The sequence below is a fragment of the Actinobacillus indolicus genome (assembly GCF_004519515.1).
In the GTDB taxonomy this organism is placed as follows: Bacteria; Pseudomonadota; Gammaproteobacteria; order Enterobacterales; family Pasteurellaceae; genus Glaesserella; species Glaesserella indolica_A.
This window is the reverse complement of record NZ_CP038145.1, coordinates 1,921,116-1,945,822: the sequence shown is the minus strand read 5'-3', so window position 1 is coordinate 1,945,822 and position 24,707 is coordinate 1,921,116. Positions and strand designations below refer to the sequence as shown.

Sequence of the window (24,707 nt, the reverse complement as noted above, 5' to 3'; positions counted from 1 at the left end):
CGGTGAGATTTGCAAAAAATATTACAAATCTCACCGCTTGTTATATTAAAGTTTAAACTGGTCGCCAAGATAGACACGTTTTACATCTGGGTTATTCAATACGTCTTCTGGCGTTCCACTCGCAATCATTTGACCACTTCCCACAATATACGCCCGTTCACACACATCTAAGGTTTCACGTACATTATGATCGGTAATCAATACACCTAATCCACGTTCTTTTAAGTTTACAATAATCTTTTTAATATCAATCACAGAGATCGGATCGACCCCCGCAAAAGGCTCATCTAATAAAATAAATTGTGGGTTGGCTGCTAATGCTCGAGCAATTTCAACACGACGACGCTCACCGCCAGATAAAGATTGTCCTAAGCTATCACGAATATGTTCGATATGAAATTCTGCAATGAGTTCATTCGCTCGAGCTTTACGCTCAGCATCCGTTAAATCTTTACGAATTTGCAATACCGCCATCAAATTATCATAGACACTTAAACGACGAAAAATCGATGCTTCCTGAGGAAGATAGCCAATACCTTGTTTAGCTCGGTCATGCATTGGCAAAACACTGATATCTTTATCATCAATCAAAATTCGTCCTTGGTCATGACGAACAAGCCCGACAACCATATAGAATGTCGTTGTTTTACCTGCACCATTTGGGCCTAATAAACCAACAATCTCCCCTGCTTTGACATTTAAGCTAACATCTTTCACCACTTGTCGATTTTTATAACTTTTTGCAAGATGCTCCGCATACAACGTTGGCATGGCTAATCCTATTTTTTCTTACTATCTTGTAACTGTGATGGAATTAAAACGGTTTTTACGCGTGATTTTCCGCCACTTGTTGCTTTAAGCTGTTGTTTCTTAACATCATAAGTAATTTTTTCTGCTTTGATAAAACTGTCTAGTTGTTTTAATTCTGCATTACCGATCAATGTTAAGAATTCAGTTCCTAAGTCATAGTGTACGCTATTGCCTTTACCATTGACAGGTTTACCATTGTCTAAGGTTTGTTGAAAGGTTACTGGAGCGCCTGATGCATCAATGGTCTCTTTTTTGCCTTCTTGGCGTGTAATCGTCACTTTAGATGCATTAATTTTGATAGAACCTTGTGTAATCACAACATTATCACTAAATACAACCACATTATTTTCCATATCAAGGGATTGACTACCTGAGTCAATATTTATTGGCTTATCTGTATCACCTTTTAAAGCTGTTGCAGAAAAACTAACACTTAATAATGCTGTAGCTAAAATTGATTTAATTAATTTCATTTTTTATCCTTATCTTGTTGAACCTCTAGTGAATCCGTTTGCTTCACTACTGTTGGCTCAATATAAGTTTTAACATCTTTTAATAATGTGGCAACTTGTTTTTTCAAATTGCCTGTTAAACCTGTACCTGTTGTGGTAAATCCTAAACCTTGAGATTTAACAACAGATTGTGTTGAAATATCTTGCGTATTTAAATCTACCGATAATGTCTCTGTTTCAATTTTTTGTAAACGAGAAGTAGGATCTAAACTTTCAATACGTACATTACCTCGTAAATTAAGCATTTTTTCCTTTGTCACTTCTGCATAGTCAGCCGTCACTTTCCATTGTTTTAACGCTGTTTCTTTATCAAAAAGATTCAGTAAAGGTTTTAAAAACTCTGTTCGTTCTGTACTTTCAAATCGCTTAATTTCTTGAGATTCTGCGAAATACTGTGGTTTACCCGCTAAATCATATACTGTCGTACTCATTTTCGTACCCGTATATTCTGGCTCCCCTTCTTTTTTAATTAATTGCTCTAGCCCCGAATTATCTGTCATCTGCTGGCTATAATACCAACCGCCTAAAACAGCGACAATACAGAGCAAAATCACATTCAAACGAATATTCATAAATTTTCTAACTCAACTAAATTAGCTTTGGATCATAGCATAAATTTTAATGGCAATATAGAACGAAAATAAGTAGAAAAGTTCGCCATAAAAGCAAAAAGCCTCAAGACTTTCCTTGAGGCTTTTCATCATGATGAGATTATTTTGCAGCTTTTAACTCTTGATAATATTTTTCATAGAGTTCAATCGCATCACCTACATCATCTTGCCATTGGCTTTTTTGTAGCACTTCAGATGTTGGATAAATTGCTGGATCTTCTGTAATTTCTTTAGGTAATTTTTCTAACGCTTTCACGTTTGATGTTGGATAACCAATTTCTAATGTTAATTTTTCAGAAACAGGCGCACTTAATAAGTAGTTAATTAACTTATGAGCACCGTCTGGGTTTTTCGCATTAGATGGGATTGCTAAAGTATCAACCCATAATACTGGACCTTCTTTAGGGAATACCATATTTACAGGCGCTTGTTCTTTTTTCGCAATACGTACAGAACCGTTCCATAATTGACCTACGCTCACTTCACCAGAAATAAATGAGTTTGCAGGGTTATCAGAGCTGAATGATAATACGTTTGGACGTAATTTTAACAACTCTTCATAAGCTGCTTTAATCACCGCAGGATCTTTCGTATTTGGATCTTGACCTAATTTTAATAATGCAATGTTGAATACTTCACGTGCATCATCTAATAATTGCACTTTACCTTTATATTCTGGGTTCCATAAATCACCCCAAGATGTGAATTTATCACCTTGGTAGTCATTAGTATTAAATGCAATACCTGGCGCACCTAATAATTGTGGAAGTGAATATTTGTTGCCTTTATCGTATGGTTTATCTAACCAATCTTTGTTTAATTCTGAGATAACAGGTAATTTGCTGTGATCAAGTTCCATTAACATACCTTCACGTCCCATTTTTGACACGAAGTAGTTACTTGGTGCGATCACATCATAACCGCCATCTTTACCTTGAATTTTTAATTTCGCATACATGGTTTCATTTGATTCAAGGCTTGATACAACCACTTTGATACCAGTTTGTTTTGTAAACTCTTCTAACAAACCTTCTGGTACATATTCAGTCCACGTATAAAGGTGAACTGTACCTTGATCTGCTGCTTGAGGCGCTTTCGCTGCATCTGCAGTTTTATTTTCTTCATTACAAGCTGTCAATGCCACTGTTGCTAATCCAGCCGCAAATAACCCGACGAATTTTTTCATTTAAGAATTCTCCAAGAGTGAATAAAAAAGAGAAGCGATAAATGCTTCAAGGCTTTATGTATTGTCCAGTAAAAGGACAGGGACGCATTCTAAAGCCCCCCCTATATTTTTCAAGCTTTTTTGACATTTTTTTGCAAAATTACTGAAAAATTATCTTCCATTTACATCACAACTACATTACAACTACATCAAATTGATCTTGATGGTAGTAAGGTTCAATTTTAATCTCCACCTTTTTACCAATGAAGACTTCTAATTCTGCAATCAGCGCATGGGATTCTTCATTAATCAAATATTCTGCAACACTACGAGAAGCATAAACGACGTATCTTTCTGACGAATATAAATGATGAACGCGTACAATTTCCCGCATAATTTCATAGCAAACCGTTTCTACGGTTTTGATTGTTCCACGTCCTTTACACGAAGAACAATCACAACATAAAACACGCTCTAAACTTTCACGGGTACGTTTACGTGTCATTTCAACTAAACCAAGTTGAGTAAAACCATTCACATTGGTTTTAACTCGATCGCCTTTTAATGCCATTTGTAATGACTCTAACACACGCTGACGATGCTCTTCTTCTTGCATATCAATAAAATCAATAATAATGATACCGCCAAGATTACGTAGTTGTAATTGATGCGCAATCGCCTGTGTTGCTTCAATATTGGTATTAAAAATGGTATGTGCTAGATTTCGATGCCCAACAAATGCCCCTGTATTAATATCAATGGTTGTCATCGCTTCTGTTTGCTCAATAATCAAATAGCCACCTGATTTTAAATCTACCCGCTTATCTAAGGCTTTTTGAATACCATCTTCAACACGATACACATCAAATAATGGCTGAGAACCATTATATAAACTCACACTTTCCGCCAACTCTGGCATAAACTCACTCAAAAATTCCTTTACTTGTTCGTAAGTCATTTTTGAATCAATTTGAATGGATTTTATATGTGTTCCCACAAAATCACGCAAAACACGCTGAGCAAGGGCGAGTTCGCCATAGAGCAACGATCTTGCTGGGTATTTTGCCTTACGTTCTAATACTTTACGCCATAACCGTTTTAAAAAAGCCGCATCTTGTTCCAAACTTTCTTCACTCACATCATCGGCTGCAGTACGAACAATAAAACCGCCTAACTCATCACAATAAGGTTCAACTAAGGCTTTTAAGCGGTTACGCTCTTGCTCACTTTCAATCCGTTGAGAAACGCCAACATGACTATTTTCAGGCATAAAGACAAGATAGCGAGAAGGTAAGGTAATATCTGTCGTTAAGCGAGCGCCTTTAGTACCTAGTGGATCTTTCACTACTTGTACGACAATATCCTGCCCTTCACGTACAAGCTCACTGATATTCTTTACGACAAACTGTTTTTTCTCGTTTTCATCGACACATTCTGTATGAGAAACAATATCGGACGCGTGAAGAAATGCTGCTTTTTCTAAGCCAATATCTACAAAAGCCGATTGCATTCCTGGCAATACACGGGTCACTCGCCCTTTATAAATATTCCCCACAATACCACGCTTCGCTTCACGCTCAATGTGAACTTCTTTTAAAATCCCGTTTTCAACTAATGCTACCCGTGTTTCACTCGGTGTCACATTCACTAATAATTCTGCACAGTTCATTTTCATCTCAAATAAATAATAAAATTGATGAATTCTACCTAAACAAGCGGTCAGATTGTGAATTTTTTTTGCAAAAGCTGATCTATTGTTTGATTTACGGCAAGAATTTGATAGTCTGCACGCCATTTTGTACAAAGAGAAAAAAATCATGACTGAAAAAACCTTTATTACGGGTAAAGATGCTGCCCTTGAAGAAAGTATCGAAAAATTCCAAACGAAGTTGAAAAACTTAGGCTTTAATATTGAAGAAGCCTCATGGCTCAACCCTGTACCAAATGTATGGTCGGTACATATTCGTGATGCGGACTGCCCACAATGTTTCTCAAACGGTAAAGGGGCAAGCAAAAAGGCGGCATTAGCTTCTGCGTTAGGGGAGTATTTTGAACGTTTATCGACCAATTATTTCTGGGCGGATTTCTATTTAGGCAAAGAGATTGCCGAAGGCAAATTTGTTCACTATCCAAGTGAAAAATGGTTTGAAATCGAAGATGAAGAAACTCTGCCAAAAGGAATTTTAGATCCATTCTTACGTAACTACTTTGACCCTCATGGTGATTTAACCCCTGATTTATTGATCGATTTACAATCGGGCAATGCCGATCGTGGTATCGTGGCGTTGCCTTATACCCGTCAATCCGACGGTCAAACGGTCTATATTCCACAAAGTATCATCGGTAACTTATTCGTATCGAATGGTATGTCTGCCGGTAACACCAAAAACGAAGCTCGTGTACAAGGCTTATCGGAAGTGTTTGAGCGTTTTGTGAAAAACCGCATTATCACAGAAGCGATTAGCCTGCCAGAAATTCCACAAAGTGTGATTGACGGCTACCCGACAATCAAAGCCTCTATCGAAAAATTAGAACAAGAAGGCTTCCCGATCCTCTGCTACGATGCGTCACTCGGCGGTGAATTCCCTGTGATTTGTGTGATCTTACTCAATCCAAACAACGGTACTTGCTTTGCTTCTTTCGGTGCGCACCCGAATTTCCAAGTCGCTTTTGAGCGTACCGTAACCGAATTATTACAAGGTCGTAGCTTGAAAGATCTAGATGTTTTCGCACCGCCTTCATTTAATAATGAAGATGTGGCGGATCACGCTAACCTTGAAACTCACTTCATTGACTCAAGCGGTCTGATTTCGTGGGATCTTTTCAAATCTGAAGCGGATTATGATTTCGTTCACTGGGATTTTTCAGGCACGACAGAACAAGAATTTGCCAACTTAATGGCAATCTTCAATAAGCATAAACAAGAAGTCTATATTATGGATTACGAACATTTAGGCGTTTACGCTTGCCGTATTCTTGCCCCGGGAATGTCAAATATCTATCCGTCAGACGACTTAATTTATGCAAACAACAATATGGGTATGGAATGGCGTGAGATTTTGCTCGACTTGCCATATTTCCACCACGATCAAGAAACCTACCAAGAGTTACTGGACGAATTGGACGAACAAAGCATTGACGATATGACCCGTGTGCGTGAGTTTATCGGCGTGGTGGCAGAAAAAGGCTCAGCCTTACAAACCTTGCGTATCGGCGAGTTAAAATCAATGTTACACCTTGCCTTAGGCAATCTTGAAGAAGCACTAGAATGGGCAAACTGGACGGCAGATATGAATGCTTCGGTTTTCTCGGCAGAGCGTAACAACTACTACCGTTGTTTAATTCAGTCGATTGAATTATTCTTAGATGAAACACGTGAACCGGAACAATATCGTATGGTATTTAACAAAATGTATGGTAAAGAAACCGTAGATTTTGCGTGGTCGGCAGTCCAAGGTGGCAATCCGTTCCACGGCTTAAGCGGTTCTGATGAGAGTCTTGAAAATATGCAGGCTCATCAAAAATTGTTGGCTGCATATCGTAAGCTTCAAAAAGTGAAATAATGGAAAAGGGCGTAAATTACGCCCTTTTTTATGCTTTTGAGGTATAGTGTTCTTTGCAAAAAATCTTCAAGAACTGACCGCTTGTAAGTGCTTACTGTATTCCCATTGAACTCAGCCCAAGCATCAAGATAAATAATGCCCCTTGAACTTCTTCCTCTGGTACATCACGACCATTCAAATTCACCTTACCTTGATCAATGGTTAACTTCATTTTAATGTTTTCGTTATCCACTTCCGCTAAAGTGCTTGCTTTGGCTTGATTAGCCAGTTCTTCAATCGTTAATTTAGCCTGTTGTGTAGCTTCTTCTTTAGCTGCGCCATCCATTTCATTCATCTGTGTGGCTAATTCCTCAAGAGAAGGGATATTTAATTTCGCATCTAAGTGCGATGCTTTGAAAATTTTGAGCATCGAATCAAAACTCTCGATTTTGTTTGGATCAAAATTCTCTAAACTGATATTTAAAGATAAATTGTTTTTCCCTTTTTCATTTTCAATGCTCAAATTTTTTACTTCGAGTTTAGGCGATTTCATTAAAATAGATTGAACAATTTGCCCCGCCTCTTCTGATGCTAATTTATCAGGCGAACTCAAATATGGCGTGAGATCATTCATTCCCTGAGCATCGACATCCATAAATAGATCCATATTAAACTGACCTAATTTCAGTTTTGTATCCGCTTTTTGTAGCTCAATTTCTGCTTTACCATCACCTGAAGAAATGACACGATCTTTCTGAAGGTTTGATTTACCGGTACTGCTAAAGTTATTAAATGACATCGCAAAAGATGATTCTTCATTATCTTTGATTCTAAGTTGCTTAATTGATGCAGTATATTCGCCCAGTGCTAACAATGGATATTGATTATCCGAAACGGTATTCAATTTATAACTTAATCCTTGAAGGTCTGTTTCGATCTTTTCAATATCAACCCATTTTACATTGTCTAATTTAACTTCAAATTCCGATTTTTTTGATGCCGGATCATAAGCATAAATATAGTTTGATTCTGATAATGCTAAACTTCCTTTATCATCTTCAGCAATTTTGATCGGGTTAATTTTAAATTCACCTTTTGTAGCACCTGAATAACTAATATCAGACTTCCCTTCACCCAGTTTATCTTGGTTATTAAAATAGACTTTAAGATTTTCTGGAAGCTGAATGTTATTTTCTACACTGGCTAACACAGGTACTAGATTACCTTTAGATAAACGGTTTAACGGCAATGGCCCATGAAATAATTTATCATCACCTTTAAGAGCATAAGTTTTCCCATCGAATTGGGCTTCTAATGTATATTTAACATCCGAACTGAAAAAATGGCGCGTAAATTGCACATCTTTAATTTCAGCCGTTATGCCATAAGCACCTAAATGTTTTAAATTGTTATTCCCTATTTGAATAAACTCTTGATACTTTTGCTCAACTTGTTGCCCAGTATACCAACTACCACCAACGGCAACCGTCCCAACAACAGCAACTACAGCTCCTGCCACTTTCGTTAACTTCATATATTATCCTTATGTAAATAAATTAAGATGAAATAAAAAATTATGCTTGTGCTTTTTCAACTAACCAGTCGCAAGGGGTAAAGCGTTCCCCATAGCGTTGTGCATGCTTACGCAACTGATGAACTATCTCTTTTGCGCCCACTTTTTCAATGTATGCATAGATACCTCCACGGAAATCAGGGAAATCAAAACCTAATACAGAAGCCACATTCCCTTCGTCTGTTGAACGAATCACATTATCTTGTAAACACCAACAAGCTTCATTGATCATACGTAATACGCAACGGCGTGCGATTTCTTGTGCTTCCAACTCATTACGCATAATGGTTTCCATCGTGTGATAAATACTCTTATCTTCTTGAGTCCGCTGGCCTTTTGAATCATAGAGATAGAATCCACGTTTATTTTTTCTACCTTTACGATCATCTACCATCAAACTCGGTATGCTACTTGGTAAAGCAAAGCGTTTCCCAAGTTGCTCTATCATCGCTGGATTTGACTTCACAATAATATCTAATCCAATATCATCGATCATCGCAAGTGGCCCAATTTTAAAACCAAATTCTTGTAAAGAGCGATCGATAAACTCAATGCCTTCGCCTTCTGATAAGCACTCTATCGCTTCTAATAAGAATGGCGTTAAGATACGGTTAATGAAGAATCCCTCTTTATCTGCCACCAACATTGGAATTTTACCTTGTTGAATCGCAAAATGAATTGCCGTCGCAATCGCTTTTTGGCTTGTCGTTTCATGAGGAATAATTTCCACCATCTGACGCTTAGTTACAGGACTAAAATAGTGAAAACCAATCACGTTTTCTGGACGTTTTGCAACAGAGGCAATCTCTTTGATCGAGAAAGTAGAAGTATTGGTCGCAAAAATGGCATTTTCATTGTAGTAAGCTTCACTTTCTCTGACCATTTGCTGTTTCAGTTCTAATTTCTCATATACTGCTTCAACAATAAAGTCTGTCGATTTTGCTGCAACTAAACGTTCGCCACCGGTAATTAAATTCATTCGCTGAATCATTTCACCATGGCTAAGTTGCTTTTTACTCATGGCTTTTTGCATCAAGCCATAACACATTTGTAGTGCTTTTTGAATTTCAGAAGGATGAATATCTTTAATTCTGACTGGGATTTGGGCATTATTTGCTGTTAAATAAGCAATACCTGCTCCCATGTAACCACTGCCTAGCACCGTCACTTGCTGAATATCTTTTATTTGAGCTAGATATTCATATTGCTCTTTCATTGATCTTTCAGCTTGTTTTAAATTCATTAAAACTTGTGCTTGTTCTGTATGAAATAATTCCACCAACGCAGACTGTTCTAACGCAAGCCCTGCTTTAAAATGAGGCTCTTTCAATAATTCAAGCATTTTGACAACCGCTGGATAATTGCCAAACGCCTTATCCCAAACACGATTTTCAACATGATCTAAATATTTATGACGAATAAATAAATTGCCTTCGATCTGTTTACGCCATTTTTTTACTTTATCAAGCGGGTTCTTATGGTCAATTTTTTGCACTTTACGATTAAGTAATAAGTGATATGCCGTTTCAAATAAATTACTTGCTGGAATTAATTTATCTACTAAACCAATTTTTAACGCTTTTTCTACCCCAATTTTTTGACCTGATAACAAGATTGTTACCGCATTTTGTAGCCCCACTAATCGAGGTAAACGTTGCGTTCCTCCCGCAAAAGGTAAGATGCCTGAACGAATCTGTGGCATGGCAAATTTGGTATAGCTTTCTTCGCTTGCAATACGATAATCGCAGGCTAACGCTAACTCTAAACCAATGCCAAAGCATCCTCCATCTATCACGGCTACCACAGGCATCTTGAGCGTATTAATTTCACGCATCACTAACTGTGCATTATTCGAGAGTGTTTTTAGTTGCTCATCGGTTTTATTACGTAAGTATTCAGGATCGTAACCTTGAATAAAGCCTTTTTTCTTACCTGAAACAAAAATAACACCTTGTGCTTGTTGATAAATAATTGAACCAATTACATCACGTAAATCTTCGACGAATTGCTCTGGAAGCCAGTTTTTTGTTTTACCTTGTACATCAATACGGACAATGGCAATCTGATTATTATCAATCTCTACCTGAAACGGAGAAATGCGTTCTTCTGTTGTCATATATTTTCCTTACTCGCTTTCCAAAATCATGGCTGAACCTAAACCACCTAAACCGCTAGAAGCAACTAATGATAAGCCTCCCCCTTTGCGTTTTAAGGCTTTTAGGGATTGAATGAGAATACGCAAACTGGTCGCCGCACGTGGATTACCAAACGCAATTGAACCGCCAAGATGATTCAATTTAGCTGGATCAATTTCACCAATACAAGCGGTACGATTTAATTGATTTTTTGCAAAATCATCTGAACCAAACAATTTCATATTGACTAACATTTGGCTTGCAGAGGTTTCATGAATATCAATGTAGTCTAAATCTTGTAGTGAGAGATTTGCACGATCTAAGGCTAGATGACTTGCTACCGTTGCCCCCATAAACATATTCTGCCAAATGTCATTGCCCGTAATAGCATAGCTGCGAATATAACCTAAAGGCTCTAAACCCAATTCTTTCGCTTTTTGTTCTCTCATCAGTAATACAGCGGCTGCACCATCCACAGGTCGTGGCATATTTGCTTCTGTCACCGTGGCATAATTTTTATTCATTAATGGCGAGAATTTCTCATAATAGGAGGATTTTGTCGCGGCAGATATTAAGGTATCCGAGACCACGAAATCCGAATAGGGACGAGGGAAAGATGGCATCACTTCATCTTTAAGTAATCCTAATTTCCAAGCATTTTGTGCTTTTTCATGAGAATAACGGGCATATTCATCTTGTGCTTCACGACTAATATGATGCTGTTGTGCCATTTGCTCTGAAATTTCAGCTACTGACATTTGAGTCATATAATCTTTTAAATTCACACCATGAGGTTTTAAATCACGCCAAGAAAATTCACGGAATAAACGATATTTATCGTCTAAGGTTGGTGCATTAAAAATGGCTTTTAATTTATGAAGGACTCGTGGACTAATACTGAAAGGCGCATTAGAAATAGAGTCTGTTCCACCTGCAATTCCTACAGAAATAGATCCGCTTACAATACTACCCGCCACATTCACTAAAGCTTGTAAACCAGAAAGACAAGAGCTACTTAAGGTATAAGCCTGTAAATAAGGCATATTTAATGCAAGAGCAATTTCACGGGATGGATTTGGAATATCTGGTTGCTGAATCACCTGACCAAACACTAATTGTTCAATATGATGATGTTCAAGTGCTGTCCGGCTGAGTAACTCATTGGTCACCATTGTGCCTAAATCTGTTGCATAGGAAGACTTAAATCCAGTATCGCGGTGCACAAATGGGGTTCGTAATCCTGCAACAATTGCAACACGCTCGCCCTGTGCGGTGAGAAGATTTTGTTTAGCCATGTATAATACTAAAAGAAGAGAAAAAATTGTACGGATTCTATCATGCTTATCTCTAAATGCCTATGCATAGGCAAAAGAAAAGGCGAGCTAATTCTCGCCTTATATAACAACTGGCATAGTAGACAAAATGGTTGCTAAAAAGTGGCTTAAAGCCTTATATTACGGGCTTTAAGCCACTTTTTTGAATTATGAACCAAAAAAATGTCATTTTTGCCACAGTAGCGACATTCGCAAACATGGTATAAGAAATAATATTCAACGCTATAAATGCAATGCCTGTAATAAAACATTTACCCTTAAAAAGAAATTAAATCCAATAAATATTTGGAATGATTATTCAATAGGAAAACAAACCTATAAACAACTTGCCGAAAAATATCATTGTTCAATTAGAACAATTCAAAGATATCTCGAAAAAGCCCCTAAAACAGCATTAAATCCACCACTATCACGTTATTTGAATATTATTGCGGATACCACCTTCTTTGGTCGTGAATTTGGTATTTTAGTCCTGATGGATTCGCTTTCTAAAAAAGTGGTTTACCATCGTGTCATCAAAACGGAAAAAGATGTTTATTATAGGATAGCGTTTAATTCACTTCGCATGAAAGGCTATAAAATTCAATCAATTACCTGCGACGGCAGACGGGGTTTATTGAAAGATTTATTGAATACACCGACGCAAATGTGCCATTTTCATATGGTAGCTATTGTGATGAGAGCGCTACGAAAAAAGCATCAATCTATGGCAGGAAAAGAATTAAAAATCATTGCATTGACACTTAAACAGAGCGCTAAAAAAGACTTCTATTTACGATTACATCATTGGTATTTAAAACATAAAGCGTTTTTAGAAGAACGGTCAGATAAACCGAATGAAAAGGGCTATTATCCTTATAAACATCGGAATGTAAGAAGTGCTTATCATAGTTTTAAACGTTATATGGATTATTTATTTACCTATGAAAAGTATGGCGATTTAAATATCGAAAAAACGACAAATAGACTTGAAAACTTATTTGGATAACTAAAGGAAAAATTATCGCATCATGCAGGATTAACGAAAAGGCATAAGATTATGTTTATAAAGGATTTTTTAAATAAAAAGAGTTGCTAAGAATAATTAAAAATATTCATTAGCAACCACTTTGTCATATAGGCATAGTTTTCACGAAATTAGCAACCATTTTGTCTACTATGCCTAACAACTAATAACAGATTACCTATTCATTATGAATTTCTAAATTAGTCGCTTGCTTAGCTTGTGCTGTCTTCGCTTTATCATTACGTGCTTTGGCAATGGCATTTAAATACTCAACACTCACATCACCTGTAATATATTCCCCAGTAAAGACCGATGCATCAAAATGATGAATATTAGGGTTTTCAATTTGAACAGATTTGAATAATGCTGAAAGATCTTGGAAAATCAGACGATCGACACCAATTATTTCCGCCACTTCCTCTACCGTACGATTATAAGCCACGAGTTCTTCACAAGTTGGCATATCAATACCGTACACATTTGGATAACGAATTTCAGGTGCAGCAGACGCAAAATAGACTTTTTTAGCCCCTGCATGACGTGCCATTTCAACGATTTGTTCTGATGTTGTACCACGTACAATAGAATCGTCTACCAATAACACATTTTTCCCTTTAAATTCAGAGGCAATGGCATTTAATTTACGACGAACAGAATTACGGCGTTGTGCTTGACCTGGCATAATAAAAGTACGAGCTACATAGCGATTTTTCACAAAGCCTTGTCGATACGGTTTTTTAAGTACATTCGCAATTTGTAATGCGATATCCGTTGAAGTTTCTGGAATAGGAATAACAACATCAATCTCATCTAATACATCAGTCCACACTTTTTCAATTTTTTCACCTAAAAACTTACCCATGTGAACACGAGCAGCATAGACAGACACACCATCAATTACAGAATCTGGGCGTGCAAAATAGACATATTCAAAAATACAGGGGTTTAACTTCGCATGGTTTGCACAGATTTCTGAATAAAATTGTCCATCAAATGTCACATAAATTGCTTCACCTGGTTGCACATCACGAACATAATCGAAACCCACAACATCAAGCGCTACACTTTCTGAAGCGAACATATATTCGGTTTTACCTTCGACTTCACGTTTACCCAGTACAAGCGGTCGGATACCAAGTGGATCTCGAAATGCCACCATGCCATGTCCAATAATCATCGCTAAACAAGCATAAGCACCACGAATCACTTCATTTGTTTTACGTACGGTTTCAAACACATTTTCAGGAGTGAGTGGGACTTGGGGATATTGATCAAGATAGTAAGCAAAAATATTGAGAAGAGATTCTGAATCAGAGTTGGTATTCACATGGCGCTTAGCTAATGTAAAAAGCAACTGCTTTAATTCGGCATTGTTGGTTAAATTACCATTATGAACCAAGGTTAAACCATAAGGAGAATTAACATAGAAAGGTTGTGCTTCTGAAACACTTGAACTGCCAGCTGTTGGGTAACGAACATGACCAATGCCGACATTTCCTTGTAGACGTAACATATGCTCTTGACGAAACACATCGCTGACTAATCCATTCGCTTTACGTAGGCGGAATCGATTTTCATCGTCGATCGTCACAATCCCTGCAGCATCTTGCCCACGATGCTGTAATAACGTAAGTCCATCGTAAATCGCCTGATTAACAGGCGTTTGACCAATAATCCCAACAATGCCGCACATAATAACCTCTTTGCTTAACTAGATTTTAAAAAACTGGAATTGGCTTGTAGCTGTTCAAAGAACCACTTCACAATGAAATCAAAGTGTGGAATCAGTTGTGATTCTTTCCATAATTCGCTTTGGCTGAATGCGGTAAATGTATCTAGGAAGAACAATATTGCAGCAACAATAAAGACACCACGCAATACGCCAAAGGCTGCCCCTAAAACACGGTCTGTACCCGTTAATCCTGTTTTATCCACTAATTGCGAGATGAGTGCATTAATCAATGCACACAGAATTAACACGGCAAGAAATAAAATCCCTGCTGCAATACCATTACGCAAATATTCAGAGTTTTGAATATAAACAGAATCGATTTGTAGCAAATACCCACTTAGATAAGGATAAAACTTGCTTGCAACAAAAAAAGCGATAACCCATCCTGCTAGAGAAAGGACTTCGCTCACAAACCCACGCCAAAGACTTACGAGTAAAGAAAAAACAATAATTCCGATGATAACTGCATCAACCATAAATAACCTCGAATGCCTTTCGGCATTAAACGGACACTATTTTACAAAAAAAGAAAACGTTTGCGTAGTCCATTTTTCAACAGTTTGTGAAAAAATAGACGACATCAAACAATATAATGCGCTCCTAAACTCACTTTCCTATTCAACATCGCTTTTACCACGCCTTGTGCGGCTTTAAGTGCATGGTAAATTTCGATGCCTTGATAGGCATGATGTTCAAGAGGGCAATAACGTTGTTCTAACCCAATCAATACTTGAGATAATTTTTCAAGATTTTCTTGCGTTCGATATACATTGGCAAACGTCGCCATTTGAGAACGAATCGTCGTTAACACTTCGCTTGCCGTCAGCATTTTATCACCCTTTGAGTTCTCTAACGATAAGAAAAACTGTTTTATGTTCTCCATGCATATATCATGGCTTACAAGCGGTCGGTTTTCCGCTAAATTTTGCAAAATCCGTTGGATTGCTCGTTTAGCAAAAACCAAACTCCCCCCGACAGAATTGCCACCTAAACGGTTCGCCCCTTCAATGCAAGAAGAAACTTCGCCTACGGCAAAAAGCCCTTTCACTTCACTTTCGGCAAATTCATCGATCACAATACCGCCGTTACAACTGTGAGCAAATGGCGTAATCGCAACCCTATCTCGTACAAGGTTAATTCCAACTTCTTGCTCCAACCAACTTAAATACACGGTGTAAAATTCCGTTTGATCTTGATAAAGCTCAGGGGAATAGTGCAGATAAATGCCTTTATCTTCTGGGTGTTCAAGCAAATGCTTCATCATCACTAAATCAAACTCAACGCAAGGAAAATCAATGCTAAAAGGGGCATAATCACTGCGTTCGGTCATCATCTGTTGAAACTGCTGTGGTGAAAGGTGTGGAAACAGATCTCGCCCTTGGCTGTCAGTCACTTTACTGACATATTTTAAAGTATGCTCTCCAAACAGCACTTTATACTTAGGTTCAACAAACGCAGGGATAAACTGGATAAATTCTAAGTTGGTCAGCCTTGCCCCTGCTCGTTCAGCAATGGCGTGCGTTGAACCAATCACGTCGGCTGGATATAGGTTATCTTTATACAGCCCTGCAATACCCCCTGTCGCTAAAATAATTTGGCTGGTTTTGCAAAACACATAGCGGATCTCACCGCTTGTTTTATAGGAAAACAGCGCCCCTTGAACTTGCTGATTATCGCTGACAATATGTAACAGCGTCGCATCTTCATAGACTGTCGTCCCCTGCTCTTTGATAATCTGCCTTGCTCTTTCTGCTGCTTCTCGCCACTGATTAATCAAATAAATCGGGCGTGGATATTTCGCAAAACAAGCGGGGCGATTGTCATTACGTTTCCAAGGTTTAAAACCGATACGTTCTAATAGCTCAATCGCCTGTGGCGAATCTTCAATATAGGCTTGCACAATTTTCGGGTTATTCATTCCCTGTGCAACACGCTCAATATCTTCTTGAAAGAGAGCTTTATCCTGTTGCTCGCCCGTTACCTGAATACCGAGCGTCGCTTTCAACGGAAAAAAACTCGCGCCACTGCCGATAGGGGCTTTGGTAATTAATGTTGCTTGAATACCCTGAGCCTTTGCCTCAGCACAGCACGCAAGCCCTGCGATACCGCCACCAACAATAAGAAGATCGGTTTGGATTTGGTGTGAAATAGAGATCATAATTGTACCTAAAAAAATCAAGCGGTAAGCTTCTGCAAACTATTTGCAAAATCTTACCGCTTGTCTAACTTATTGTCTATTAGAGCAATGACGGCGCTGCATCTAATAAAATTTTGGTGTACTCTTCTTTTGGTGTGTCGAAGACATCGGCAGCATTACCTTGCTCAACAATTAATCCACCATTCATTACCACAATTCTATCTGAAACTTGGCGGACGGTTTGTAAATCGTGAGAGATAAACACCATCGCAAGATTTAACTCTTTTTTCAGATCGGCTAACAGGTTTAGTACCTGTGCACGAACAGATACGTCAAGTGCTGAGGTTGGTTCATCTGCAACAATCAGTTTTGGATTTAACGCTAACGCACGGGCAATCGCAACACGTTGTTTTTGTCCACCGGATAAACGGGTTGGCTCAACAAGTGCGGCCGAACGCGGTAAACCAACACGAGAGAGTAACTCGTAAACACGTTTTTCACGTTCGTGCGGTTGTAGCACGTTGTGAATATCCATTGGATCTCGGAGAATGTCTAATACACGCATACGAGGGTTTAGTGCCGTTGCTGGGTCTTGGAAAATCACTGAAACTTGGCGACCAAACTGTTTACGTGCTTCAGAGCTACCATATTTCATCTGTAAGCCGTTGAATTTCACCGTGCCTGATGTTGGTTTTTGCAAACCAATAATCACACTCGCTAATGTGGATTTACCACAACCTGATTGACCTACTAAGCCTACGGTTTCTCCCGCTCTCACTTCTAAGCTAACACCACCCACTGCGGTGAATTTTTTCGGGTTAAACATCGTGCCATCACGAGATGGGAACTGTACAACAATGTTCTCTAATTCAATGATAGGCTGTTCTTTTAATGGTTTCATACTCATTGTTTATCCCTCCAAATGTGAAGCCCAAAGGTGTTTCTGGTTGTCGCTTGCAGGTACAAGTTTCAAGCGTTGATTTGGATTTGCATCTGGACGTAATGAACGGCTTGCAAAGCGGTCGCCTTTCGCAAAATCAAACGGTGACGGAACACTACCTGGGATTTGATATAAACGCTCTGCACGACATTCCGTTGAAAGTACAGAACCGAGTAAACCACGTGTATATTCATGCGTTGGGTTAGACAATAACGATGAAGTCGGTGCCATTTCCACTACTTGTCCTGCATACATTACGGTGATGTGGTGTGCCATTTGTGCGACTAATGCAAGGTCGTGGCTCACGAACACCATTGCAAAGCCAAGTTTTTCACGCAATTCGTTGAGCAATTTAATTACTTCGGCTTGAACGGTTACGTCAAGGGCTGTGGTTGGCTCATCAGCGATGAGTAATTTTGGTTCACGCGCCAATGCCATTGCGATCAATACACGCTGACGCTGACCACCCGAGAGTTCGTGTGGGTAGCGGTTTAAGGTTTTCTCTGGATCGAGTTTTACCCATTTTAATAAGGTTTCTGCTGATTGTTTACCACCACGGCTGATAAGTTGTGCCATTTGATCTTTGATACGCATTGATGGGTTTAATGCACTTAAGGCATCTTGGTAGATCATAGAGATCTCGTGTCCACGCAATTCGTTGAGCTTATCGGTTTTTAAGAGATCGTGTTGGTTACCTGCACGGTCGGTAAAGAGAATTTCCCCTGTAATTTTTGCTGTTGAAGGCAATAATCCCATAATTGAGAAGGCAGAGATAGATTTACCACAACCAGATTCACCCACTAATCCCATTGTTTCGCCTTCGTTAACGGTAAAGCTGATATTATCGACAAGTGGAATATCGCCATAACGATTTGGGAAACGGATTGAGAGATTTTTCACCTGCAAAATCGGTTTTGCATTTGGGTTTAATTGCATACGGTCTGTGCGAGTACCTTCTTTCTCGTGTAATTTAAGCAAGTAGCGTTTTAATGCAAGACTTTCTGCCATCGCTTCTTGTACATCCGTTGAAAGCGGTTTTGATACATCTTCTTTATTCGCAGTAGTTGGGCTACGTTTAAGTTTTGGATTGACTAACGCATCAGTTAAACCTTCAGAAAGAATGTTGAGCGATAATACCGTTAAGAGAATTGCTAAACCAGCAAAGGTTGTTGCCCACCAGAAGCCACTTAAAACTAAGTTACGACCTTCTGATAAGATATTCCCCCAAGATGGGAATGGTGGTGGAACACCTGCGCCTAAAAATGAGAGAGATGCCTCTAATACGATAGCATCTGCCACCATAACCGTTGCGAAAACAAGGACAGGAGCAGCAGTATTACGAACCACGTGTTTGAGTAAGATATAAGTACGGCTACCGCCAATCACACGTTCTGCACGAACATAGTCTTCTTCCCATTGAGAAACTACGTTTGCACGTACCACGCGGGCAAGTTGCGGTGTATATACAATCGCAATAGCTAAGATAATCACCGGAACGGTGTTACCTAAAGTAGCAAGTAGTACAGCAGCTAACGCAATTCCTGGGAACGCCATAAGAATATCCATACAGCGCATAATCACTTCATTACCTAGTTTGTCGGCTGTTGCTGCGGTTGCACCAAGGATACTTCCAAGTACAATCGCAAGTCCCACTGCACCTAAACCGATAAAGAGAGAGGTTCTTGCACCGTAAACCATACGAGAGAAAATATCACGACCCAAGCGGTCAGTTCCGAAGAAATATTCACTACTTGGCGCTTGTACAGGTCTTAAGGTTTGTAATGGATCATAGCTTGCTACCGCTGGTGCAAAAATAGCAACCAAAGCAATAAAGACTAAGAAACATAAGGCGATTTTTGAACTGGTTGGTAAGGCTCTAAATCTTGCTCCGCCTGAAGCAAGTCTATCAGCTAATCCTTGGCGAAACATTATAAACTCCGAATTTTAGGGTTAATTAATAAGTACAGAATATCCACAATGATATTCACCAATACAAAGGTAAATGCGATAGTTAAGACTACCCCTTGAACTAGGTGTAAATCGTGATTTACGATACCGTTAAAGATGAGTTTTCCCATACCTGGTAAGTCAAAAATCTGCTCAATAACAACTGCACCACCTAATAAGTAACCTACACGTAAACCTAATACGGTCACAGGTGTAATTAAGGCATTGCGTAATACGTTATGACGAATAACGGTTGAATAAGGAACACCATTACCAATCGCAGTACGAACATAGTCCTTGTCCATTTCTTCTACCATTGATGTACGCACAACACGAATAAGTGATGCACACACAGGGATAGCTAATGCGAGTGAAGGTAAAATCATTGAGTTCACATAACCACTGACACTTTCACTAAATGGGGTAAAACCGCCAGATGGTAACCAATCTAATTCAAGAGAAAACCACTGAATTAATAAGATACCTAACCAGAATGAAGGTGTCGCAACGGCTGCTACAGAAAGTAAACGAATAACTTGATCTGCGAAACGATCACGGTAAAGCGCAGCAACAACGCCGAGCGAGAAAGAAATGATCGCAGCAAGGAACACACCAATAAAGGTAAGTTGTAAAGTTAATGGGAATGCTTTACCGATAAGTGATGTAATTGGCTGTTCTGGCGGTGTTGTCATACCAAAATCGAGCACTAATACATTACCGATAAAACGGAAATATTGCACAATGACAGGATCATTTAAGCCGTGTTGTTCACGATAAAGCTCTTTTGCTGCTTCACTTGCACTTTCCCCTAGAGCAACTGTTGCAGGATCTCCTGGTGTAAATTGTAAGATAATAAAAACTAATGCACTAACGCCAAGCATCATAATGGGGAGAGCCATTAATCGACGTAGTAACAGACGAAGTACGATTTCCATTTTTTTCTCCGACTACAAGAAAGGTTAGTGGGATAGGTTATAGTTATATAAAGAACAAGCGGATAGATTACTCAAATAATTTGCAAATTTTTAAGTGAATCTCTCCGCTTGTGAAAATTTCCAAAGGAAAGACCTCTATTCCCCTTCATAGCGAAGGGGAATATGATAGATTATTTACGGCCGACACCGATAAATGAAAGACCTGTTGTTGGAATTGGTTGGAATCCATCTAGAGATTTATCATTCCAAGCGGTCGGTAATTTACGGTGAACGATCGGATAAAGTGGAACTTGTTCAGCAATGATGTTAATTGCTTTTTCCCAAGCTGCTTTCGCATCTGCTGGGGCTTTCGCTTTAATTGCTGCATCAAGTAACTCTTGTAATTGAGCATACTCAGGTGTGTCAGACCAGCCAAAACGTTTTTTCGGCCATACATCACCACGGTACCACCAGCTTAATAATAAGTCTAAGTCATTACTAAATACTGATGGGTCACCTGGTGCCATAACAACTTCATATAAGCCTTTATCTACGTGGCCGCCATATAATGCGCCAGATTGTAAGTGTTGTAAGCTTACTTTAACACCTGGGATTTTATTCCAAGATTCAAGGACTAACGGCGCACATTCTTTCACCCAAGAATGGTCAGTTGAAAGTAATTGGAACTCTAATTTATCAAGACCTGCTTCTTTTAATAATGCAGCTGCTTTTGCTGGATCATAGTCATATTGGCTAGCTGCTTTAACATAGTCAGGGTGTGTATCTTGTACATAAGACGTTGCCGCTTTTGCATTACCAAGGAATACCACATCAATAAGTTTTTGTGTATCCAAACCATAGTGCAATGCTTGACGTACTTTTGGATTATCAAACGGAGCTTTCTTACAGTTAAACATTAAGAATAATAAACCGAATGATTGCACAGATTCGACAGCACCTTTACGTTTTAAGCGCTCTGCATCTAAATATGGAACGCTTTCCATCGCTTGTGTACGGCCAGATTCTTGAGCTGTTACACGAGCAGCATCATCATTGAGTAAGAACCAGCTCATTTTCTCAACGCGTGCAGGATATGGGCCGTTGTATGCATCGTAAGATTCAAACACAATACGGTCATCTTTCACTGCAGAAACGAATTTATATGGACCTGAACCCACTGGGTTTGCATCGAATGTGGTTTGACCAACAGCTTCAACAACGTGTTTAGGAACGATTTTCACGATACCTAAACGAAGTTTGAAGATAGAGAATGGATATTTAAGTTTAAATTCAACCACTTTCTCATCAACTGCTTTTACAGATTCAATGAATGGGATGAATTGTGCAAATAAAGATGCTTTCGCAGGATCTAAAACACGCTCATAAGAGTAAACAACGTCCGCTGTTGTGACTGGTTTACCATCGTGGAAAGTTGCACCATCACGAAGTGTCACACGCCAAGTGACATCATCAATTTGTTCAGGTTCTTTCGCAGCCAATGCTAAGTATGGTTGGCGAGTTGCAGGATGTAAATCTACTAAACCTTCAAAGAAGTGCATATTCGCAGCGAATGATGATGCGCCACTTGATGTAGCTGGGTCAAAACCTGTTGATAATGGATACGCAATACCCGCCTCGATTGTTGAGCCTTTTGCAGGCGCTGCATACGCTTTAGAAGCGAAAGAGCCGATTGAGCCAGAAAATGCAAGACCAGCACCAACTCCAGCTACTAACTTCATAAAGCCACGGCGAGATTCATTGTGTTCAAAATGTTTAGTCATATGAGACTCCTTGAGTAGTGTCGTTTTCATTGAATGGTTGCGTGTACTACAACACACTTTAAACAACCACAAAGTTTCGCATTTAATTTTAATTTTGAAGTGTTTCTATCAAAATTAAAACTAAAAATGGATTGAAAACATCATAACACTAACAAAAGTGATGTCAACATATTGTCAAGATAAGTATTTACATTTGTGATCTACTTCACGAAATGAAGGAGAGATAAACTAATTATCAGGTTGATATCCATGATCATCGAAAGCGGGATTATTTGCCCCAGCTTTCGCTAACTGATCACAAATTTCATTCTCTCGATGGCCTGAATGCCCTTTAACCCATTGCCAATCTACTTGATGGCTAGACATTGCCTGATCTAATGCTATCCATAAATCTTGATTTTTTACGGGAGTCTTATTACTCGTTCTCCAATTATTTTTTTTCCAATTAAAAATCCATTTTTGGATACCATTTTTCATATATTGGCTATCACTATGTAAGCGTACCTGACACGGCTCTTTTAATGCATTTAAAGCATCAATCACCGCTCGCAATTCCATGCGATTATTCGTAGTCAAATAATATCCTTGAGAGATTTGTTTTTCCTTGCCTTGATAGCGTAATAAAATACCAATACCACCAGGACCTGGATTTCCCAAACAGGAACCATCCGTAAAAATTTCAACTAATTTCATCATTATAATAAAGATAAAGGGCAAAATTGGTTGCTATGCCCTTTTTTATTTAACAAGCGGTTAGATTTACACCTTATTTTACATGACTACCGTTTTATTTTGATAGACGAAAACTCTGTCCGCTAACACTAATTCTAATGCTCGGCTTAATACTGTTTTTTCCACATCACGTCCCGCTCTCATCATAGCATCAGCGGTATAGGTATGGTCAATATTAATCACGTTTTGCATAATGATTGGGCCTTGATCAAGCTCATTATTAATAAAGTGTGCTGTTGCGCCAATAATTTTAACACCACGTTCATAGGCTTGTTGATAAGGTTTTGCACCAATAAATGCAGGTAAGAATGAGTGGTGAATATTCACAACACGATTTGGATAACGCCCTACAAATTCCGGATTCAATACGCGCATATATTTGGCTAACACAATATAATCAGGCTCGTACTGATCAATTTTTTCCGCGAGCAATTTATCATGCTCTACACGTGTTAACCCTTCATGACTGACTAAATGGAATGGTACTTCAAAGCGTTCAGCTAGACTACGTAACGTATCATGATTACCAATAACAGCAGCAATTTCAACATCTAAACCACCATAGTAGGTTTTCATTAAAATATCCCCTAAACAATGGGCTTCTTTTGTCACTAAAATCACAATACGTTTCTGTTTTTGTGTAATTAATTTATAACTCGAACCTTCTGGTAAAGTAAATTGTAAATCTGCGAGTAATGTTTGATCGTTAAAAATACCTTGTAATTCGGTTCTCATAAAGAAACGTCCAGTATCGCTATCGACAAATTCACTATTTTTAACAATATTTAATTGATGCTTATAACAAATATTAGTGATTTTAGCGACTAACCCTGTCGCGTCAGGACATTCCGTTAAAAGGGTTTTGTTTTCTACCATATATTTTCTATTACCTATAAATATAATGATTAAATAAATATGACTTAGTAAATAATCTAATAAAAGAAAACCCACACCAATGATGTGGGTCTTTGTAATTATTTTATCCGTACTTAGATTGCAAAATCAGCTAATGATTTGCCTGAATTTAATGCCAGCTGGATTTCACGAGGAGTTCTTCCTTGGCCTGTCCATGTTTTTTCATTGCCATTTGCATCAACATATTTATATTTAGCAGGACGTGGAGCTCGAGGTTCACGTTTTTTACGCTCGACTGCTGAGCCAGAAAGTAATAATACAAGTTCTTCTGCAGAAATGCCATCTTGTGCTAATAAATCCTGATATTTCTTTAATCCAGCTAAGCGTTTCGCATTTTCTGCTTCTTGAGCTTTAATTTCTTCTTGTTTTTCTTCAATAACAAGAGCGATTTTTTGAGCAATAGATTCTAATTGCTCTAAAGATGCTTCTCGAGCTAAAACGCGTAAACTACGAATATTAGATAATGTTTTTAATAAATCTGACATTCTTTTCTCCTAAAGTTATTTTAATATTTCATTTCTCTTTCAATAAAATTGAAACCACCGTAATTATCATAACCTAATCTATTTTTTTGGTAAATATAAAAACACATTTCTTATCTAAATTATCCAAAGATCGGATCTCACATGAATAAATTATCGCTAGTTTATTCATTATTTCACATTTATCCTATTGGCAACTGCGATATCTTAATGTAATCTAGCAAAGTCCTACAAATTGTAGAGGTGCGACTGCAATAAGTATTCTTTTGGAGTGGAAAACGATGAAAAAAGAAGAAAGGGGTAGCCGCCGAAATCAATTAAGCGTCATCTTAGTTGGTTGGTATCGTTATCGAAAGGAACGATACTGTCATAGCATAAGCTATGGAGTGCTACTGTTAGGCTGGGTACTAGTTTTTCTTCCTTCCCTCCCTTATCATCT

General features: G+C 38.5%; 20 protein-coding genes and 1 riboswitch. Of the genes, 2 read left to right on the top strand and 18 right to left on the bottom strand.

Annotated features, from left to right (window positions below; all coding sequences use genetic code 11):
* Nucleotides 1-45: 45 nt before the first annotated feature.
* From lptB to rng, 5 genes are all read right to left on the bottom strand, one after another.
* Nucleotides 46-771 carry an LPS export ABC transporter ATP-binding protein gene (gene lptB, locus EXH44_RS09630; RefSeq protein ID WP_162857292.1) on the bottom strand — a complete coding sequence of 242 codons (726 nt, stop codon included), beginning with the start codon at nt 769-771 and terminating at the stop codon, nt 46-48.
* 8 nt (nt 772-779) lie between these two features.
* Nucleotides 780-1,283: a lipopolysaccharide transport periplasmic protein LptA gene (gene lptA, locus EXH44_RS09625; protein ID WP_162857291.1), complete on the bottom strand. Its 504-nt coding sequence runs from the start codon at nt 1,281-1,283 to the stop codon at nt 780-782.
* On the bottom strand, nt 1,280-1,894 hold the full coding sequence (gene lptC, locus EXH44_RS09620; protein WP_162857290.1) for an LPS export ABC transporter periplasmic protein LptC: 615 nt from the start codon (nt 1,892-1,894) through the stop codon (nt 1,280-1,282). The genes lptA and lptC overlap by 4 nt, the downstream gene beginning before the upstream one ends.
* A 139-nt stretch (nt 1,895-2,033) precedes the next feature.
* Nucleotides 2,034-3,119: an extracellular solute-binding protein gene (locus EXH44_RS09615; RefSeq protein ID WP_162857289.1), complete on the bottom strand. Its 1,086-nt coding sequence runs from the start codon at nt 3,117-3,119 to the stop codon at nt 2,034-2,036.
* Nucleotides 3,120-3,291: 172 nt separating this feature from the next.
* Nucleotides 3,292-4,767, bottom strand: coding sequence for a ribonuclease G (rng, locus tag EXH44_RS09610; protein WP_162857287.1), 1,476 nt, complete (start codon nt 4,765-4,767; stop codon nt 3,292-3,294).
* A gap of 148 nt (nt 4,768-4,915) precedes the next feature.
* Here rng and ycaO point away from each other — a divergent pair, with 148 nt between their 5' ends.
* The gene (gene ycaO / locus EXH44_RS09605; RefSeq protein ID WP_162857285.1) at nt 4,916-6,661 is read left to right on the top strand and encodes a 30S ribosomal protein S12 methylthiotransferase accessory factor YcaO; all 1,746 of its coding nucleotides are present in this window, start codon (nt 4,916-4,918) and stop codon (nt 6,659-6,661) included.
* A 91-nt stretch (nt 6,662-6,752) separates the two neighbouring features.
* Here ycaO and EXH44_RS09600 read toward each other — a convergent pair whose 3' ends face one another.
* The 3 genes from EXH44_RS09600 to EXH44_RS09590 are packed head-to-tail and all read right to left on the bottom strand — an operon-like array spanning nt 6,753 to nt 11,643.
* A complete protein-coding gene (locus EXH44_RS09600; RefSeq protein ID WP_162857284.1) occupies nt 6,753-8,174 on the bottom strand; it encodes a YdgA family protein in 1,422 nt (473 codons plus the stop codon).
* Between the two features lie 40 nt (nt 8,175-8,214).
* Nucleotides 8,215-10,329: a 3-hydroxyacyl-CoA dehydrogenase NAD-binding domain-containing protein gene (locus EXH44_RS09595; protein WP_162857283.1), complete on the bottom strand. Its 2,115-nt coding sequence runs from the start codon at nt 10,327-10,329 to the stop codon at nt 8,215-8,217.
* A gap of 9 nt (nt 10,330-10,338) precedes the next feature.
* Nucleotides 10,339-11,643 (bottom strand): acetyl-CoA C-acyltransferase, encoded by a 1,305-nt coding sequence (locus EXH44_RS09590; RefSeq protein ID WP_162857281.1) that lies wholly within the window; start codon nt 11,641-11,643, stop codon nt 10,339-10,341.
* Nucleotides 11,644-11,824: 181 nt separating this feature from the next.
* Between EXH44_RS09590 and EXH44_RS11205 the strand changes: the two genes are divergently transcribed.
* Nucleotides 11,825-12,670 carry an IS256 family transposase, variant Zn-binding type gene (locus tag EXH44_RS11205; RefSeq protein WP_425266841.1) on the top strand — a complete coding sequence of 282 codons (846 nt, stop codon included), beginning with the start codon at nt 11,825-11,827 and terminating at the stop codon, nt 12,668-12,670.
* A gap of 196 nt (nt 12,671-12,866) precedes the next feature.
* Here the strand turns inward: EXH44_RS11205 and purF are convergent, their stop codons facing one another.
* The 10 genes from purF to EXH44_RS09535 all read right to left on the bottom strand — a co-directional run bounded on the left by purF (nt 12,867) and on the right by EXH44_RS09535 (nt 24,271).
* A complete protein-coding gene (gene purF, locus EXH44_RS09580) occupies nt 12,867-14,381 on the bottom strand; it encodes an amidophosphoribosyltransferase (protein ID WP_162857279.1) in 1,515 nt (504 codons plus the stop codon).
* Nucleotides 14,382-14,395: 14 nt separating this feature from the next.
* Nucleotides 14,396-14,896 carry a CvpA family protein gene (locus tag EXH44_RS09575; protein ID WP_162857277.1) on the bottom strand — a complete coding sequence of 167 codons (501 nt, stop codon included), beginning with the start codon at nt 14,894-14,896 and terminating at the stop codon, nt 14,396-14,398.
* Between the two features lie 104 nt (nt 14,897-15,000).
* Complete coding sequence (locus EXH44_RS09570) at nt 15,001-16,578, bottom strand: FAD-binding protein (RefSeq protein ID WP_162857275.1); 1,578 nt, start codon at nt 16,576-16,578, stop codon at nt 15,001-15,003.
* Nucleotides 16,579-16,657: 79 nt separating this feature from the next.
* The gene (locus tag EXH44_RS09565) at nt 16,658-17,464 is read right to left on the bottom strand and encodes an ABC transporter ATP-binding protein (RefSeq protein WP_162857273.1); all 807 of its coding nucleotides are present in this window, start codon (nt 17,462-17,464) and stop codon (nt 16,658-16,660) included.
* A 3-nt stretch (nt 17,465-17,467) separates the two neighbouring features.
* Complete coding sequence (locus EXH44_RS09560; RefSeq protein WP_162857271.1) at nt 17,468-19,426, bottom strand: dipeptide/oligopeptide/nickel ABC transporter permease/ATP-binding protein; 1,959 nt, start codon at nt 19,424-19,426, stop codon at nt 17,468-17,470.
* Entirely contained in the window at nt 19,426-20,379 is a 954-nt protein-coding gene (locus EXH44_RS09555; RefSeq protein ID WP_135673135.1) for an ABC transporter permease, read from the bottom strand. Before EXH44_RS09555 ends, EXH44_RS09560 begins: the two co-directional genes overlap by 1 nt.
* A 170-nt stretch (nt 20,380-20,549) precedes the next feature.
* Complete coding sequence (locus EXH44_RS09550; protein WP_162857270.1) at nt 20,550-22,139, bottom strand: ABC transporter substrate-binding protein; 1,590 nt, start codon at nt 22,137-22,139, stop codon at nt 20,550-20,552.
* 228 nt (nt 22,140-22,367) lie between these two features.
* Nucleotides 22,368-22,835, bottom strand: a complete 468-nt coding sequence (gene rnhA / locus EXH44_RS09545) for a ribonuclease HI (RefSeq protein WP_208717135.1) — start codon at nt 22,833-22,835, stop codon at nt 22,368-22,370.
* Between the two features lie 75 nt (nt 22,836-22,910).
* Nucleotides 22,911-23,747, bottom strand: coding sequence for a formyltetrahydrofolate deformylase (gene purU / locus EXH44_RS09540; protein ID WP_162857268.1), 837 nt, complete (start codon nt 23,745-23,747; stop codon nt 22,911-22,913).
* Between the two features lie 113 nt (nt 23,748-23,860).
* Nucleotides 23,861-24,271, bottom strand: coding sequence for an H-NS family histone-like protein (locus tag EXH44_RS09535; RefSeq protein ID WP_162857267.1), 411 nt, complete (start codon nt 24,269-24,271; stop codon nt 23,861-23,863).
* Nucleotides 24,272-24,498: 227 nt separating this feature from the next.
* Nucleotides 24,499-24,668: riboswitch (Lysine riboswitch) on the top strand.
* Nucleotides 24,669-24,707 lie beyond the last annotated feature (39 nt).